Genomic DNA, 18,152 nt, shown 5'->3' with positions numbered 1-18,152 from the left:
GTGAATGTTAGGAGAAAATTGTCAAAACGTAATACCCAATACGGGTTTTATTAGAATTTAAAAATAAGGATATCGTTATGGGTAGTTTCTCTATTACACATTGGCTGATTTTGTTAGTAGTCGTAGTCGTTGTATTTGGTACTGCCAAGCTTAAAAACGCAGGTAAAGATTTAGGCGGTGCGGTAAAGGGTTTTAAAGAAGCGGTCAAAGATGAAGAAACCGAACACGCGCGTAAGAATCGGATGCTTGATCATGAAAAGAGTACGCCAACTTCAGATATCGACTTAAATACGCGTGTAGGTAATCAGGCTGATGATGTGGAAATCAGCCCTACCACTGAGGATAAGCATAAAGTGTAAAAAGTGTCATTAGCTGACGATACTCACTCGCCTATTAACTATTACATTTGACTGTTATGTTTGATATCGGATTTTCCGAGTTACTCTTATTCGGCATCATTGCCTTGATCGTATTGGGTCCAGAAAAACTGCCACAGGCTGCACGTACCGCTGGGCAATGGTATGCCAAATTGCGTCGTATGATATCCACCCTACAATCTGAAATAGAGTCTGAGCTTGATCTGACTGAAACACGAAAACAAATGCAAGATGAGCTAGCAAACATCCGTCAGACTGAGACAGATATGAAGCGTGAGCTGGCAAAGATGCGTGGTAATATACAAAAATTTGAAGACTCACAGAATCAACACTCAGATGAGCCACATCAGCCAGTCGCTCTTGATGAGCAAGATCATCAGCCCAATAGCGCCTCCTCCTTAACCAAACAGGAGGCAGATAAATGAATCTATTTAAACGACAAAAAAGCCGACAACAAAAGATAGCGGATACAGAACTTGAGGCGACAATAAACACGGCTGATAGTCATAAGTCTGATGATGTGCTGAGTGCACTTGGTGACATGCCTATTACGGCACACTTGATAGAGTTACGCGCCCATTTAATCAAGATATGCGTAGCAGTTTTAATTATATTTTTAGCGCTGGTAGGGTTTTCACGTGAGCTCTATACTCTTTTATCAGATCCTTTGGTTGCTCAGTTGCCTGCTAATTCGACTATGATTGCGACCGATATCACCTCGAACTTTATGGCACCTATTCGTTTGACAATTTTTGTCGCTGCATTTTTAGCGATGCCTTATATTTTGTATCAAATTTGGTCATTCGTTGCGTCTGGTCTTTATAAAAAAGAGAAAAAAATAGCCATTCCAGTATTACTGTCTTCAATATTTCTATTTTATACGGGTGTTGCCTTTGCCTACTTTATTGTACTCAAAAGCGTATTGAAGTTTTTTATCCTATTTGCGCCACAAAATGTCATACCTATGACCGATATTGATAGTTATTTGAGCTTCGCTCTCAAGTTATTTATGGTATTTGGCCTCACCTTTGAGATTCCAGTAGTTACTTTGTTATTGATATTAGTTGGGATCGTTTCTACTCAGAGTCTTGAGGATAAGCGTCGTTATATCATAGTCGGTTGTTTTGGGGTTGCAGCAGTAGTGACACCACCCGACGGGGTATCTATGCTATTGCTGGCAATTCCAATGTGGCTATTATTTGAGCTGGGTTTGTTTTTAGCAAAAGTATTGATTAAAGAGGAACCAAGTATTGATTTAACCTCAAAAAATGAAACATAAAAAAGTTACTAACCTCAAACGCCTCTGTTTTTACTATTCACTAAATATGTCAATGTGAGCACTCTACTTAGCGATGGAATTTAAATGGAAGAAATAATCGATAACAACAAAAATGACAGTCTTGCAAATCGACTTAACAAAGAATGTTACTGCATTACCCTCGATCGTAAAGCCCTCAATACAAGCCTTCACGATCAATTGGTAGAGACTAGAAACAATCCAATAGGAGCGAACGAGCTTAATAAGCTTTTTTCAGCAACACCAGTGTTCGTTCCCAAAACAGAGATAGAGGCGATGGAACGAATCGTCAGGGCTATCGAGTCAGCTGCCGAACTGCCATTGTATCAAGAGCAAGTGCTGTCGTGGGCACCAGAAATAGCTGCTTTCGACCCAGGTCCAATAGGGGCTCTCATGGGTTATGACTTTCACTTGGGTAGCGATGGACCTCAGCTCATCGAGGTCAATACCAATGCCGGCGGCGCATTTCTGAATGTGTTGCTCGCTCGCGCACAAAAACGCTGTTGCAACCCCTCAGAGCAAAGCGCTGCAACCAATCAAATGCTAGATAGGTTCGAGGAAGCCGTATTTGATATGTTCAAACAGGAATGGCAGCGACAATCCACTGTTGCTATGCCCAATCGGATAGCTATTGTAGATAATAATCCCAAGAGTCAGTTCATGTTCTTAGAGTTCCAATTGGCCTGTCAGCTGCTCCAAGCTAAAGGGATTGATACTGTAATACTAGACCCCTCTGAACTCGATTATGTCGACGGTGCGCTGATGGCCCATGGACAGAAAATCGATATGGTCTACAATCGGTTGGTCGACTTTACGTTTGAGAAGCCTGACCATGCGCTGCTTAAGCGTGCGTATCTAGAAGGCGCTGTGGTGGTAACGCCTAACCCTCATGTACATGCTATGTTGGCCAATAAGCGCAACCTGACCTTACTATCTGATTCGCAAACACTGCGCGCTTGGGGGCTGAATGAGACTGCAGTGGGATATCTCGAAAGGTCTATACCAAAGACTCGGATAGTTTCAAGAGACGATGCAGCAGAGTTGTGGCGTACTCGACGAGACTTATTTTTTAAGCCAGTTTCTGGTTATGGAAGCAAAGGCGTCTATCGCGGCAGTAAGCTGACTCGACGCGTCTTCGAAAACATATTGGATGAAGATTACATTGCACAAACTTTTGTGCCTGCAACAGAGCGCTCGATGAAAGTTGATGATACCGTCACAACAAGAAAGATAGACATACGTCTTTATACGTATGGAGGACAGCTGTTACTACCTGCTGCCCGTATTTATCAAGGCCAAGCGACTAACTTCCGCACGGCAGGGGGTGGATTCGCGCCTGTCTTTCAGGTGTGATTATTTGGGTTTGGCTTTTTAAGTAACTTTGAGCAACATTTACTATATGAATTGTTCTGTATGCTAATGTAACAATCAAAACATCATGCTGAACTGGGAAAATGATGATCCAAACCGTTATTTATTACTTCTTGCATTGAAATAATTACTATAGCCGATTATCCCATCCTAGAATGAGTTAACACATTTAGGACGGGACAGATACTAAATAAAGGGATACGTTATCTTATGACGCGAAACGGACATAAATTTTTCTGACTTATTGTGCTTACGTTGTACTTACGCCGAGAGAAAGAAAAAACTACTGTTGATAGTTAGAGCGTGATAATCTGTGCTGTTCCTTCGACTATAACATAGCTTCCTTGAAGAGGGTGAAAAGTGGTTCTGGCAATTATAATGGCAGCGATTTTGATTGCTGTCTGTACAGCAATACATTACGGCGTATTAAAATTTTCGTCACAGTTTGTGACGCCGTCGCGTCATCCGGGACACTGCCTTGAGGTCACAGTTGCTTCAATCGTACTGGCTCATATCCTTGAGGCACTGCTTTATGCGGCTGGGTTCTGGGTTGCTGTGCATAACTTTCAGGTTGGCGACCTGGTCTCGTCCTCACCCAACGGCAGTGCCCCCCTTAACTTTATGGACTACTTTTACTTCTCGCTAGTTAACTACACAACGCTTGGGCGAGGTGACCTCATGCCTGACGGTCATCTTCGATTTATGACGGCGATGGAGGCCTTTCATGGTTTCCTATTGATTACAGTGTCCGGAACCTTTGTGTTTCAGATCATGAGTGGTAAAAAACCCCTTTCAAATTAGCCAAGCGCCCTCTCAACAATATATTGCGCAGGGTTTCATACATTATGCAGGACATGGATGTTGACTACTCCAGAAGAGCTTTGAGAGAATGTGGTTGTCGCTTTACTCGATCTACTCGCGTTCGGTACCCTTCGAAACCAGCCACCCAAGAAACATCCATTTGACAGCGTAAATCAACCCTATCGGAATGATGACCCACTGAGCTAGCGGCAACGCACCTGTACCAAGTAGCGGAATTCTAGGCATAAGATCACTATAGTTCCACCTCTGACCGGTTCCAGTCGCCCAATACTCAAAGATTATGGTCACAATCAGGCCAACGGCAAAGTACATTAATAAAGTCGATAGACGCCATGGCTTTGTGATCCAGAACCAGTCTCTTGTAAACAGTGCCGCAAGCGCGTAAGCACTAAAAGCAATATTAGCATCACCGACAGTTGCCCGTGTACAAAGCTCGATTACCTGCCAATGGCTCGCATCAGGCATGTCAGCAAAGAAGGGGACTTGTGCCATTTCCCAAAAAAAATGTAGAAAGAAGCTTACCCCCCAAATCATTAAAGTAAGCACAGCTGACGCTACTACTCGATGCGATTGGCTTACTAAAATCATAATACCTCCAAAAATATCCATAGCAATAAATACAGCTCTATGCTCAATTGACTGTCGTTACCAGACCGAGATACTATTTATTAGTGTCTCCCAATGCTAAATTAGCATGTTACTTGATGCGCATATTTATCACAGTTAGGTGACTAATTCCCATATATTAGACGATGGGTTCGCGCATTTTTTCAGGTGTGATTGTCCTTTGCCACCAGCGCACTGTTTAAAACATTATCTTGAATTGGAAAAAATGATGATTCAGACCATTATCCATTATTTTCTACATTTTGGCATGCCGCTGATTATCGCTTATCTATTTTTTCGTGACGACTATAAGCGCGTCTACCTCATACTACTGGCAACCATGCTAGTAGATGTAGATCATCTGCTAGCCACGCCTATTTTCTCGCCCAATCGTTGTAGTATTAACTTCCATCCGTTGCATACTTATTATGCGATGGCAGTATATGTGGCTATGCTATTTTTACCTAAGCCTTATAAAATCATTGGTTTAGGATTATTATTACATATGCTAACCGATTTAAATGATTGCGTGATGACCTATCTTAATTGTCCGCAGTGCTTGATTGAGGCGCCTGCCCGTGAGTTGGTAGCAAGGTTTGTCAGAGCTTCTAAGTTTTAAAGCTACTAAGTCTTGAAGCTACTTTAGACTGTGTTGTTTAACTCCTTTCTTATGAATCAGTCTCCTTAGAAGTTTGCGGAGAAGGCATACATACCTCGCTATTCAAACCTTAATTTTCTAGCACTCATCTCAAAAATTTAACTATTCTGATGTAAATGGCTACATTATAGCGGTCTGCTATAAGTAACTTATAAGAGCTGTCCTGTCTGGCATCAATGCAGCGGTCGTCGGTTTACTACTAGCAGCGCTTTATCAGCCTGTATGGACAAGCGCTGTTCTTGAAGCTATAAAATATAGAGACTGTTTAGCATTCACAAATAGGCGGGGCTGATGCGGACTCAGTTACCGCTAGCATGCTCAATAGTATTGAGCCAAACATCCTTTGTGTTAAGTAAATGACTTTGTTTTAAGTAAATGACCTTGTCTTAAGCGAATAACCTTGTCTTAAAATCGTCTATCTAGATTTTGGTGGTACAGAATAAGTGCCAACCACGTGAGCCACCAAGTCGCTAGAGCCTTCTGAATAAAGAGAAACCTCGCCTACGATTAGTGTGCGCCCTACTTTCATCAACGTGCAGTCGGCGATGATACGGGCTTCTGCTGAGGGTTTGCGCAAAAAGTTGATGGTCAGGTTCGTTGTCACTGTCAACGGTACAATACCAATTTTTCCCAGTATCGCCACATAGATGGCGACATCAGCAATACTCATTAACACTGGCCCCGAGACTGTGCCACCAGGTCGCAGCTCATTGATACCTATTTCATGCGACAAGGTCGAACCCTTATCATCTACTGCCTCAACCCTACATTTGGTTTGTGGAAACTCTGCCGTCATAAAGGCGACGATTTCTTCTTTGCTTGCAGACATACCTATCCCTCGGTTTTGATTATTTTCACTGTCGACACCAGCCCTTTGCTTGAGTAAGCGCTGTCATAAACAGTGATAGCATAACTGATATTATCAGCCGCATCTATAGTCATTCCACTATAAAAGTATTACAGCGTTAACCTCGCTTGAAGTATCACATATACATCTACACTCGGTTGCCTTGTACTACTTCTAAATTGAATCGACTATATGCCAACTCCTTTCATTTATGAGCCACTTTCACTGACAATCAATCGATAAACAGGATTATTAGCGTAATATATATGTTAATGATTATCATTAACATATATAATGTCGTTCAACGATTATTTGAATTTTTGGCTTGGATGACATGTTATGGCTCAACCACTTGCTCAGTACGATATTGATAAAACACCGTTAGACATGGCTGACAAAGACCAGTTTATAAATCATGTCAATGAAGAGCATCAAGATGAACTCGCTATGTTTATCAATGCCTTTACTAGCACGACAGTGAGTGAGCATGATATCGCCTCGATAAAAGAGCTATATACGGATGTGGGATATTAATGGATGTCACAACCACCAATCATAACAACGGTGCTTTAGCAAATACCACTACTCTCAGCAGTCAATATTTTATCAATTTTACGGCGCCGATTAGTGAGTCGATGACGCTACAAGAGCAATATATAACGCTATTGCAAACCTCTGCCAATAAGCTTGGTAAGCGTACGATCAAGCTTCAAGAGCAGCACTTTACTATCCTCAACAGCTACTACGCCAGCCCCAACATGTATCGACTGCTGGTAACCGCACCTGATAGTACGCCACTCACTCATCCGGGCTACGCGTATCTGTTTGAGCTAGATGCGGACGGTCTATCTGCTACAAAACACCAGTCAAAAGATAGCAACAAACCTTTGCAGCGCTACTATACCTTGCGAAAAGCATGGCGAGATTCGAGCAGCTCGTCTGTCCAAGCGTGGATAGACGTTTATACTCATGGCGACACGGCAGGAGGCAATTGGGCACGCGCACTTAACTGTGGCAGTCAAATCAAAACAGTACGTGAATATCCAGAGAAAATAGAGCATCTCAGCACTGGTCAGTGCTTACTTATCTGTGATGAAACCTCCTTGCCTACGGTGGCCAATCTATTGGAAAACTGGCAGAATCCATTGCCGCCCCTCGTCATTGCCATCACTAATGATCCAGACGATATCCGTTATCTACATACCCTAACGCTCAGTAATCCACTACGCCATGAGGCGCATTTTTTGCAAGATAATGTGTGCCAGCTGATTAATACCCCAATAACTGATATTACTGAGCAAATAGTGGCATTATTAAATACACAATTTGCGCGACTGCCTATCAAAATTGAAAAAGTATGGGGTGCTCTGGAAGCAGCGGATATCAAATCATTACGACAGCAATTAAAATCAACACTGGGTCTATCACGCCAAGACATGGTTATCAAAGTCTATTGGCGTGCGCAGTAATCATTATCTTTTTTATAAGTAGCATGTTTCTATAAAAAGCGCCTTTTTACGAATGGCAGATGTTTAATTATGAACAGAAGGCATCTAGCCACTTGTCAACTATTTGTGATGGCTCATAAATTTAGCAATCAATCATCATTGAAACTAAAGTAATATTTTTTATCAACTTTTGCCAGCTAGCTATACTGCTTGGCAAAAATTCCACTTAACACGATAAAAATATATTGAGATTTAATCCAGTAATACATTGTAATGAAAATGATTATCATTATAATAAGCATTTAACCTATATGCTGGAAATATTCATGCAACTGTCTCGCTTATATTCTGCTTTATTTCGCCCTAATCTCTTGAGTATCTCTCGCCATCCATTTTCACTAAAATCACTGTGCTCATCTTGTCTGTCCACATCGGTAATATTACTGGGTGCGAGTCAAGCTGCGTGGGCACAAACAGAGGCAAGTACTGATGCCCAAGCAGATACCCAGGCAGATACCCCAAGTGTGGTACTCGATACGATTGTCGTGACCAGTAGCGCCGATGCGTCAGCCGATGGCTTACCAGGTGCCTATGAAGGGGGTCAAGTAGCGACAGGAAGCCGCGTCGGAATCTTGGGCAATCAAGACATCATGGATACGCCGTTCTCCACTACCTCATATACCAATGAATATATCAGCAATCAACAAGCGCAAAGTGTGGGCGACTTGCTCAAAAAAGACCCGACTGTTCGTGTCGCCAGAGGCTTTGGCAACTTTCAAGAAGCCTACTTTATGCGCGGCTTTATCACAACCTCTGATGACACCATGTATAACGGTCTATACGGCATATTACCAAGACAGTATATCGCTACTGAATTATTCGAGCGTGTTGAGGTTCAGCGCGGGGCATCCACCATGCTCAATGGCGCAGCACCCAGTGGTGGTAACGCCGGTGGTACGATTAACCTGCTGCCCAAACGAGCTGGCAATGACCCGCTACGTAAGGTGACACTCGGTTATGGTCAGGGCGATCAAGGCAAAGTTGCCGTAGACGTCAGTGATCGCTTTGGTACTAATGATGCGTTTGGCATGCGCTTTAATGCCGCTTATCAAGATGGCGACAGCGCGATTGATGATGAATCTTCAACACTGGGTCTGGCAGCGTTAGGATTAGATTATAGAGGCGATCAGTATCGACTATCAGCAGATTTGGGCTGGCAAGACAATAAGCTTAAAGAGACCCGTCCTAGTGTCACACTTGCTGGTGTTTCTAGAGTACCAAAAGCACCAGACGGCTCAAAGAATTGGGCGCAGCCTTGGACGTATTCAGATGAAGAAGATGTCTTTGGTACCATTCGAGGAGAATATGATTTTACTGATAATATTACCGCTTATGGTGCTTACGGTGTGCGAAGTGGTGAGGAAGAAAACTCACTGGCCAATCTAACCGTCAACAATGTTGATGGTGCAGGTACGTTTTATCGCTTTGATAATTCTAGAAAAGATTTGGTACAAAGTGCTGAGCTCGGTCTGCGTGGTAAATGGCAAACAGGTGAAGTGGCTCATAATTGGGTACTAGCAGCGGATCTCTATGACCAAGAAGAAAAAGGCGCGTTCGCCTATGATTTTGGTAATCAACCCGCGACCAATTTATATCGCCCTACCGACTACGCTGAGGTCCCTTTTACAAGCACAGCAATCTTCGGTGGTAACTTAGACGATCCAAAACTAACCAACGAGAAGCAATTCCAAAGCTTTGCGCTAGCCGATACCATATCACTGTTCGATGACAAACTAAAAACCACTTTAGGCGTGCGTCATCAGAATTTAAAAACCACCAGCTATGATCCTAACACTCAGGCTAAAACGGCTGATTACGATAAAAGCGAGTGGACACCAAGCGTTGGAATTGTCTATCAACCAAGCATGGACTGGTCTGTTTATAGTAACTATATCGAAAGCCTAGCGCCAGGTGCAAGGGCACCTCTGACTAATAATGGTGGTGCTGTCACCAATGGCGGTCAAAATTTAGACCCTTATGTGAGTGAGCAAACTGAGGTTGGCGTTAAGTATGACAATGGTTTGATTGGCAGTAGTTTAGCAATATTCCGCACTGATGAGCCACGTGCTTATGTCAATGACTCAAACACCTTTACCGCTGCTGGAGAAAATCGCCATCAAGGGGTAGAATTGACTGTATTTGGTAGCCCGAGCGAAAACATGCGCTTCAATGCTGGTGTTACTTACTTAAATGCTGAGCAAAAAAACACGGGCGATGTGACGTTCGACGGCAACCGAGTCATCGGACTGCCCACGCTACAAAGCAACGTCAACCTAGAATATGATTTAGCAGCAGTTGAAGGATTGACGGTGACCGGTGATATCATTCACACAGGCGCACGTTATGCCGATGCCGCCAATAGCTTAAAAGTCGACGGTTATACCACGCTAGATCTAGGTGCTCGCTACAAAACCATGCTTGCTGGACAAGACGTGACGCTAAAAGGCGTGGTTACTAACGTGACAGGAGAGGACTATTGGCAATCAGTGGGTGGTTATGCGGGTGCTGGGTATTTAAATGCCAGTGAGCCTACTGCCCTAAAAGTATCAGCGACTTTCGACTTTTAAGACCTGCCCATTAAACCATGTTTATAAGACTTAGATAAAAGGGATTAGGCACAACCTACTCCCTTTTATACTACCTAGATTCAAATAAGAAGTGCAACGTTTTAAAAGAATGAGTTGAAGAGTAAGATGTGCCGTGTTGCATTTCAAACTTCAACTCCTACATATCAGAACGTTATGAAACACTATACACATCTTACCCAAGAGCAAAGATATCAAATATCAGCGCTATTGCAAGCTAAAAAAGGCATGAGTGAAATAGCTAGAATTATTGGCTGTCATAAATCAACGGTGAGTCGAGAGATAAGGCGAAACATGGGACAAAGGGGTTATCGCCCCAAACAAGCCCATCGATTGGCAAACGCGCGCAAAGTTGTGAATAGCTCACAGATCAGCCGCTTTGGCTGGTGCTATATTGATCATCTACTCAGCAAGCACTACTCACCTGAGCAAATCACAGGGCGACTGAGAATGCTGGGTTGGCAAGAGGTCCCAAGCCATGAATCGATATATCAACACATCTATACTGACAAAAAGGCAGGGGGTAACTTACATAGCGCCCTTAGATGTCAAAAGCGCTATAGGAAACGCCGTCTGCAAGGTTATGATAGGCGCGGAAAGATAGCGAACCGCTGTGATATCACTGAGCGTCCCAGTATCATTGAAGCGCGCAGTCGTATGGGCGATTATGAAGGGGATACGGTGGTTGGTCGTGGACATCAAGGTGTGCTTGTCACTCTAGTGGATAGAACAACTCGAGAGACTAAGATCAAAGCGCTACCCAATCGCAAGGCAGTAGCCGTCACACAAGCTTGTATTGGCATGCTAAAAGGTGAACAGGCGTTAAGTATCACCTTTGATAACGGTAAAGAGTTTGCTGATCATGAAACGATGGCAACAGCGTTGAAGGCTGATATTTACTTTGCTCAGCCTTATCATTCTTGGGAGCGTGGAACGAATGAGAATACCAATGGGTTAATTCGTCAGTTTCTACCGAAGTCAATGCGTCTGGATAACCTATGCATGCACTTAGTTCAGTCGATTGAAGACAGTTTAAATAATCGACCTAGAAAGGTGCTAGGGTTTAGAACACCTCTTGAGGTAAAATCTAGCTTCGGGTGCGTTGCACTTCAATGTTGAATCCAAGCTATCAAAAATACGCAAAAAACCATTTTATTATTGAGCCATTATGTCCTCTCGCACCACCGTTTCTTTATACCATATGATTTGGGCACACTATCGTCTGCCCTTTCTTAAAGTTATCTTTCTTAATTTGGTTAATGCGGCTGTCAGTGTGGGCATCATCGCTTTCATCAATCACACCTTCATCAGTCAGCCTGTTTTTAATACCTTATCGTGGGCAAGTTTGGGTCAATTCTCAGCCTTGGTTGTCCTGCTATTGGTCACTACTTTTTTATCACAATATGCCTTAACCCGTCTCGGTCACAAGTTTGTCTATGAGCTCAGAACCAAGCTGGTCAAACAAATCATCGATACCAACGTTCCGCAAGTAGACCATTTGGGTAGCGCACGATTACTCGCCAGCCTGTCTTCAGACATTCAATCAATTACCGTTGCCTTTGTCCGCATGCCAGAATTGGTACAAGGGGTGATTTTATCTACTGGTGTTGCTCTTTATTTGGGCTGGCTGTCATTGCCACTATTACTGATTATCATGGTTTGGATTGTGATGACCATTTGGATAAGTACTATTCTGGTCAAACATGTCTATCACCATCTCACCGCCATCAGAGAGATCAATGATGAGTTATATGCAGATTATCAATCGATAATAGAGGGCCGTAAAGAGCTCGCGTTGAACCATCACCGCGCCGAAAAACTCTACAAACATGATTTTTTAAATCATGCCCAGTCTTATCAAGAGCGAATTATTAAAGCGGATACGTATCATTTATCGGCAGTGAACTGGTCGAACATCATGATGTTTGCAGCGATTGGTGTGGTGTTTGCCGTATCCAACTATCTTGATATACCCATGGGCGTAGCGACCACTTTTTCTTTAACCATTCTATTTATGCAGTCACCTCTGCTCCATGCGGTTGGTGCTTATCCAACCATGCAAACAGCGCAAGTTGCCTTGGACAAAATACAATCATTGGAGCTAGCGGATTATCATTCAGCGTTTGCCACTGACACCGCCGCAACAGACTGGCACTCTATTTCTTTGACCGATATTCACTACCGTTACGACAACAGTGATGCTGATACGTCTGCCTTAGTAACAGAAAAAACCGCTCACTCAAATGATATATTACAAGACGTCAATCTCACTTTAAGACGTGGCGATGTGGTCTTTTTGATTGGTGCGAATGGTAGCGGTAAATCCACCCTTGCAAAGATTATTACAGGCATTTTTACCCCTACCACTGGCTCTGTACATATAGACAATCAGCTTATTGACTCCAAAAATAATACCGATTATCGACAGCTTTTTTCTGCCATTTTTAGCGATCAGCATCTTTTTAAACAATTGATTGGCAGTCATGGCAGCGATCCTGATATGACGCTAGTAACCACTTGGCTGCATAAATTAAATTTGCAAGATAAAGTCAGTGTGACGGATCATCGCTTATCTACGGACAAATTATCGCAGGGACAACGTAAACGATTGGCTATGTTAATCTCTGTTGCTGAACATAAGGACATACTGTTACTTGACGAATGGGCTGCTGACCAAGACCCTGCTTTTCGTCGCGTATTCTATCAATCATTGATTCCTGAGCTAAAAGCGCTGGGTAAAACCCTTTTTATTATCAGTCATGATGACAGCTACTTTGAGCATGCGGATCGATTGCTGCTGATGAAAGAGGGGAAATTGATCGAGCTGAATGCTGAAGAACGTCAACGCGCCAGTACCGATGCCATCTCAATGTTGAAGTAATACCAATGCCAAAAAATATGATTAGCAGTGTCAAATTTGCTTAGTCTATAAAATATAGTACTTACACTCATCTTCCTTGCGACTCAAGTTTTTGAAAATGGTATAAATACGGCCTGAAGAACAAAATACTTGAGAATAAAACAATGAGCATAAAAAAGAGAGGCGTCTTTTAGAAAGCTGCCCCGCTTTTATTTAGATAAGAATGAATTTTTGAACTTCTCTTTTATTTTAATAGCTTCTGTAAAAATCCAACACGCGATATTAATAGAAAATCTAATAATCCGATGACGATAATAGCAATAATTGCGGTTGGAAAAATAATAGACACAAGCAGTAAGGGAATTGCAAACGGCCACCAGATAGAAAAACTTTGACTGCGTGCTGGTGGGTTTAGCCCCACTTTTTCACTGGAATGACGTGGACGGCGTTGCCACCACATAACATAACCGCTCACAGAAATAGCAATGACCGATAGGCAAAATAAAACGTTGGCAAGCACGCTCCATAATCCCAGCGTACCCATATGAATAGCGGCACCTGCTGCCATGAATTTGCCAAAGGGATTGTAATCATTAAAGCGAATGTCTGCTAAAACCTTACCCGAATAACGATCGATATGTACGGTACGATCCGCGGTTGGGCTCTTCATATCGTAGCTCATGGAATCTTGGCTAATCGTCCATACCCCAGTCGAGCCTTGAGGTAGATTCATCTGATAACGTCCTTCAAAACCAATTTCACGGACAAAGCGATCCACCGTATCAATCATAATAGGTATATTTGGCGCGATACCATTCTTACCCATGGTCGTCCCTGATACGGGCATCGGTGTCAACTCAAGCACCCAAGGTACATCTTTGGTACTGCCCGTGTTTAATACATCACCATGTGTGGGAGCCACGGCTGGCGTGGCACCATGAACGTGCGGCGCGGCGTTAGTCATATCCATACCAGCATGGTGTTTATGGCTGGGGTCAATTGAAAGCGGTATGGGCGCAACGCCCCACTTACCTGCGGGAAATTGGCTCCATGCCTGCACGACTCGCTCGCCCCAAATACCAGCCCACGCCATGCCTGAAATGCAGAAAAATAACAACACAATAGATATCCAACTGCCTAGCGTCGCATGGATGGTTCGAAAAAATGGGCGTTTTTTCTTCAGCGTGGTATTGTCATCAGGAACCAACATGGCTTTGAAAGATTTACGTTTTTTCCACCACAGATACCATCCCGTTAAAATCATTAAAATAGTCAAGGAGGCCGTGGTTTCTTGGATATAGTCACCGACTTTACCCAATAGCAAATCACTATGAATAGCATCAAAAGTGTTATACAAACTACTATTAGTAGGTATGCTGTCAACAATATCGGCCGTGTAAGGATTCACCGACACCATATTGTCATGCCCTTCTGACACCACCTGAAACAAGGCCACCGTATTGTTCTCACGAGGAGCAATGTATTTTACCAATGTGCTATCGGGCAGCGTGTTGAGCGCGTTCTTAGCTTGAGTGGAGATAGGGGCTTGGGTAGCGACAGGTGCTTGCACCATCGACTCTGGGGTAGGCACAGTCACACGGTCATTGTCTCGCCCTGAGGTGTTAGACATGAGTATCATCCCAAGCCCTGTACACGCCAAAATAACTAAAAAAGGAGCGACAAACATGCCTGCATAAAAATGCCAGCGCCATACCGTAAAATAGCGTTGATTGTTAGTTGGTTGATGGGTGCCTCTGTTCATAAATATGACCTTTAACAATCTCTGGTTGCTCAATGAATAACCTAAATCTATCAAGAATTTTAATAAATCCTGTCCACTTATTGATCTCAAAGTTGATTTCAAATAGACGGCTGTATCATACGAGGAAACCGATTTAAACACCATCGTTTATAGTAAGAAATTATCATCATATTAGATATTTTTAGTCTATATAAATCTGTTTGACTCACACCAATTTAGAGCATACATACAATACATTTTGACGATGTATGCATCGCTCTATTGCATACAATATCTCCAAAAACTCTTTATTTGTAAATTTTTTATGATAATGATAATCATTAATGTTATTATTCCTTTTTTAATTTTTAGTATTTCATAATAATTTATAGGAGCTATGATGCGTTTTATCTCAACGTCTACATCCATTCGTCAAAAACGTTTAACACTCGCCGTGCAACTGGGATTGGCAATGGGTCTGAGTCACGCCGCTTACGCTGAGACGATACCGAATAACATCGAAAATAGTGTAGAGAACGACGTTGATAATGATGTTGATGAGACTGCGACACCATCAGCCATCTTAGATAGCATTACTGTCTATGCCGACAGCTATCGCAGTACAGGTACAAAAACTGCATTAGATCCCAATGATGCGCCCATGAGCTATACAAGAATCGATCAAGCATTACTGCAAAAACGCCAAGCAGACAGTGTCAATGCTGCATTACGTTATGAGCCAGGGGTGAGTGCTGAAAGTCGCGGTACCGTATCGATCTTTGACGAATACAACATTCGCGGTTTTAAAACTTACTCCAATTTTTATGATGGCTTAAGACTGCCCTACGATGGTGCTTGGAACCTGATGCCACAAGTCGATATTTACGCAACAGAAGCAGTCGAAATGGTAAAAGGACCAGCATCCTCGCTTTATGGTTATGCATCCCCAGGTGGCATGGTCAATCAAGTCGCTAAAACCCCCAAAAGCACCCAAGCGTCTGAAGTGCAGCTGCGACTCGGCAATCAAGACTTAAAAGAAGTGGCTGTCGATACCACAGGACCTATCTCAGACACGCTAAATTATCGTCTAGTGGCATTAAAACGCAAAAAAGATGGGCAGATGCAGACCACAGAAGAAGAACGCACGCTGATCAATCCGTCATTGGACTGGCAACCTACAGAGGATGTGTCCGTCCTTGCCAATCTGTTTTATCAAGATGATCCAGAGATGGTGCCCTCCACTCCGCTACCTGCCGTTGGCACTGTCTATAATGCCAGCTATGGAAAACTGAGCAGTGATGCTTATGCGGGTGACAAATGGAATCGCTTTAGCAAAGAAGTATTCATGCCCAGTGTCACAGTGAACTGGGACATCAATGATAAGTTGACGTTCAAGCACATTCTGCGCTATACCGATGCCGACGCGCAGCAGCGTAATATGTACAACAGCGGGTTTGTAAGCGGCAGTGACAAAATACTAAACCGTGTGGCCTACACCACTGATGAAAGTATGAACAACTGGACCACTGACAATCAGCTTGCTTATCAGCTGGATACTACCAATACCTCCCATAACCTGTTATTTGGTATTGAGTATCAAGAAACAGACAGCACCGCCACCTATTATGATGCTGGCGCGGACGGCACGCCAAACCTTGATTTGTCTAACCCAGATTTTTCGAAAATCAATGCCGATATGTTGCCTTTAGACGCTTATCGTCAAGATGAAGACATCGAACAAAGCCAGCTTGGGTTTTATGTACAGGATGAGATGAAATGGCAAGATTTGACGATAGTAGCCGGCTTACGTCACGATAATTTTGATAGTATCACTAAGCAGACAAAGGCTTCTGAAGGTGCCATCTATAGTGATCAAACTATTGACAATGATGCCTCGAAAACCAGTGGTCGTCTCGCAGCTATCTATGACTTTGATAATGGACTATCGCCTTATGCCAGCTATTCTCAGTCTTTTCAGCCAGTCGTTGGCAGTAATTTCATTACCAATGAAGCCTTCAGACCCACCACCGCCGATCAACTAGAAGCTGGTGTCAAATATCTCTCCGCCGATCGCGCCACACAAGGGACATTAGCAGTATTTGATATCACCCAAAAAAATGTAGTGGTGGCTGACGAAATCAACTATAGAAGTCAAACACAAACGGGTGAAATTACGTCCAAAGGGTTTGAAGTTTCAGGCAGCCACATGCTCAATGACTGGGTAGATATCAATGCAAGCTACAGCTATACCGATGCTGAGATTACAGAGGATGAATTCAACCCTGATGTGATCGGCAACACCCCAGCACAAACGGCAAAGCATAAAGCCACACTTTGGACAGACTATTACGCCACAGACAAACTGACACTCAATGCTGGCGTGCGCTATGAAGGCGGTATGCAACTTGACAAACAAAATTCAGATGCGCTGCCAAGCGTGACTTTGGTAGATATCGGCGGCAATTATCAAATCAATCCGATGCTCACTGTCGGCGCGAGTATCAACAATCTGTTTGATAAGACCTACGTCGGCGCTTGTTATGATATTAATAACTGCTGGATGGGGTCTGAACGCCAAATGTCCGTCAGCCTAAAAGCCCATTTTTAGGCAATGTAGGACTTACAATTACCAGAGAATGTCAGTCTTATAGATTGGCTTTCTCTCGAATGATGCATTATGGTATTAAACAATGGAATGAAAGGAAGTATTAAAATGGCAAAACCCAATCCAAGATTGCTTGAAGTCATTCAGACCAAATACATCACGCCACATATGTGCCGCGTCACATTTGGCGGTGCTGAACTGACTGATTTTCCAGCAGATCAAGAAAGTGCTTATATCAAGCTGATGTTTTCTCAAGGCGATGACACTCGACCATTGATGCGCACCTATACTGTCAGCGCCCAGCGTGATAATGAGATAGATGTCGATTTTGCGCTGCATGAGACAGAAGGCCCTGCTTCAACATGGGCACGTAACGCCCAAGTGGGTGAGCAAATATGGGTAGGCGGCCCTGGACCAAAGAAGCTGATTAATAATGAGGCAGAGTGGTTTTTATTGATCGGTGACATGACAGCGCTGCCGGCGATTACCGTCAATCTTGCCCAACTACCTGCGGACGCACGCGGCTATGCAGTCCTTGAGGTGAGCACTGAAGCAGATAAGCAACTACTTAAAAAACCAGACAACGTTGACATTCATTGGGTAATAAACGCACATCCAAATGCAGAAAGCAGCCCATTACTTGAACATACTAAAACGCTTACTTGGCTAGCAGGGCAACCTGCGGTCTGGGCGGCATGTGAATTCCATAGTATGCGCGCCCTACGTCAATACTTTAAAGTAGAGCGTCCAATACCAAAAACGCATTTATACATATCCAGCTACTGGAAAGTCGATAGCACAGAAGATCAGCATAAAATTGTGAAACGCAATGATGCCGAAAGTCTAGAATAAAGCACGTTAAATAAAAAAAGTCC

The 18,152-nt window shown here is 43.3% G+C and carries 16 protein-coding genes; 13 read left to right on the top strand and 3 right to left on the bottom strand.

Annotated elements, in window-relative coordinates:
- Positions 1–77 precede the first annotated feature (77 nt).
- The 5 genes from tatA to ACSUPM_RS03970 all read left to right on the top strand — a co-directional run bounded on the left by tatA (position 78) and on the right by ACSUPM_RS03970 (position 3,846).
- Positions 78–359, top strand: coding sequence for a Sec-independent protein translocase subunit TatA (tatA, locus tag ACSUPM_RS03990; RefSeq protein WP_025653153.1), 282 nt, complete (start codon positions 78–80; stop codon positions 357–359).
- A gap of 56 nt (positions 360–415) precedes the next feature.
- The gene (gene tatB, locus ACSUPM_RS03985; protein WP_025653152.1) at positions 416–802 is read left to right on the top strand and encodes a Sec-independent protein translocase protein TatB; all 387 of its coding nucleotides are present in this window, start codon (positions 416–418) and stop codon (positions 800–802) included.
- Complete coding sequence (gene tatC / locus ACSUPM_RS03980) at positions 799–1,656, top strand: twin-arginine translocase subunit TatC (protein WP_350588372.1); 858 nt, start codon at positions 799–801, stop codon at positions 1,654–1,656. The genes tatB and tatC overlap by 4 nt, the downstream gene beginning before the upstream one ends.
- A gap of 294 nt (positions 1,657–1,950) precedes the next feature.
- Positions 1,951–3,027, top strand: coding sequence for a hypothetical protein (locus ACSUPM_RS03975; RefSeq protein WP_436880228.1), 1,077 nt, complete (start codon positions 1,951–1,953; stop codon positions 3,025–3,027).
- Positions 3,028–3,423: 396 nt separating this feature from the next.
- Complete coding sequence (locus tag ACSUPM_RS03970) at positions 3,424–3,846, top strand: ion channel (RefSeq protein ID WP_436880227.1); 423 nt, start codon at positions 3,424–3,426, stop codon at positions 3,844–3,846.
- Between the two features lie 111 nt (positions 3,847–3,957).
- Here ACSUPM_RS03970 and ACSUPM_RS03965 read toward each other — a convergent pair whose 3' ends face one another.
- Positions 3,958–4,455 carry a hypothetical protein gene (locus ACSUPM_RS03965; RefSeq protein ID WP_436880226.1) on the bottom strand — a complete coding sequence of 166 codons (498 nt, stop codon included), beginning with the start codon at positions 4,453–4,455 and terminating at the stop codon, positions 3,958–3,960.
- Positions 4,456–4,699: 244 nt separating this feature from the next.
- On the opposite strand from ACSUPM_RS03965, the gene ACSUPM_RS03960 reads away from it, so the two are divergent.
- Complete coding sequence (locus tag ACSUPM_RS03960) at positions 4,700–5,092, top strand: DUF6122 family protein (protein ID WP_436880225.1); 393 nt, start codon at positions 4,700–4,702, stop codon at positions 5,090–5,092.
- A 454-nt stretch (positions 5,093–5,546) separates the two neighbouring features.
- Here ACSUPM_RS03960 and ACSUPM_RS03955 read toward each other — a convergent pair whose 3' ends face one another.
- Positions 5,547–5,960 (bottom strand): PaaI family thioesterase, encoded by a 414-nt coding sequence (locus ACSUPM_RS03955; protein ID WP_350588378.1) that lies wholly within the window; start codon positions 5,958–5,960, stop codon positions 5,547–5,549.
- Between the two features lie 357 nt (positions 5,961–6,317).
- Here ACSUPM_RS03955 and ACSUPM_RS03950 point away from each other — a divergent pair, with 357 nt between their 5' ends.
- From ACSUPM_RS03950 to ACSUPM_RS03930, 5 genes are all read left to right on the top strand, one after another.
- Complete coding sequence (locus ACSUPM_RS03950; protein WP_201582219.1) at positions 6,318–6,512, top strand: hypothetical protein; 195 nt, start codon at positions 6,318–6,320, stop codon at positions 6,510–6,512.
- A complete protein-coding gene (locus tag ACSUPM_RS03945; protein ID WP_352287820.1) occupies positions 6,512–7,447 on the top strand; it encodes a siderophore-interacting protein in 936 nt (311 codons plus the stop codon). Before ACSUPM_RS03950 ends, ACSUPM_RS03945 begins: the two co-directional genes overlap by 1 nt.
- A gap of 305 nt (positions 7,448–7,752) precedes the next feature.
- Positions 7,753–10,053, top strand: coding sequence for a TonB-dependent receptor (locus ACSUPM_RS03940; protein ID WP_436880224.1), 2,301 nt, complete (start codon positions 7,753–7,755; stop codon positions 10,051–10,053).
- 174 nt (positions 10,054–10,227) lie between these two features.
- Positions 10,228–11,190 carry an IS30 family transposase gene (locus ACSUPM_RS03935; protein ID WP_201582222.1) on the top strand — a complete coding sequence of 321 codons (963 nt, stop codon included), beginning with the start codon at positions 10,228–10,230 and terminating at the stop codon, positions 11,188–11,190.
- 49 nt (positions 11,191–11,239) lie between these two features.
- Positions 11,240–12,952 carry a multidrug ABC transporter permease/ATP-binding protein gene (locus ACSUPM_RS03930; RefSeq protein ID WP_201575426.1) on the top strand — a complete coding sequence of 571 codons (1,713 nt, stop codon included), beginning with the start codon at positions 11,240–11,242 and terminating at the stop codon, positions 12,950–12,952.
- Positions 12,953–13,175: 223 nt separating this feature from the next.
- Here the strand turns inward: ACSUPM_RS03930 and ACSUPM_RS03925 are convergent, their stop codons facing one another.
- Positions 13,176–14,693, bottom strand: a complete 1,518-nt coding sequence (locus tag ACSUPM_RS03925) for a PepSY-associated TM helix domain-containing protein (protein WP_436880223.1) — start codon at positions 14,691–14,693, stop codon at positions 13,176–13,178.
- A 379-nt stretch (positions 14,694–15,072) separates the two neighbouring features.
- Between ACSUPM_RS03925 and ACSUPM_RS03920 the strand changes: the two genes are divergently transcribed.
- A complete protein-coding gene (locus ACSUPM_RS03920) occupies positions 15,073–17,280 on the top strand; it encodes a TonB-dependent siderophore receptor (RefSeq protein ID WP_025653140.1) in 2,208 nt (735 codons plus the stop codon).
- 105 nt (positions 17,281–17,385) lie between these two features.
- Complete coding sequence (locus ACSUPM_RS03915) at positions 17,386–18,129, top strand: siderophore-interacting protein (RefSeq protein WP_025653139.1); 744 nt, start codon at positions 17,386–17,388, stop codon at positions 18,127–18,129.
- Positions 18,130–18,152: the final 23 nt, after the last annotated feature.

The organism is Psychrobacter okhotskensis, assembly GCF_965638355.1.
GTDB classification, from domain to species: Bacteria; Pseudomonadota; Gammaproteobacteria; order Pseudomonadales; family Moraxellaceae; genus Psychrobacter; species Psychrobacter okhotskensis.
Note: the sequence above shows the minus strand (reverse complement) of the source record. Positions and strands in the feature narration are given on the sequence as shown.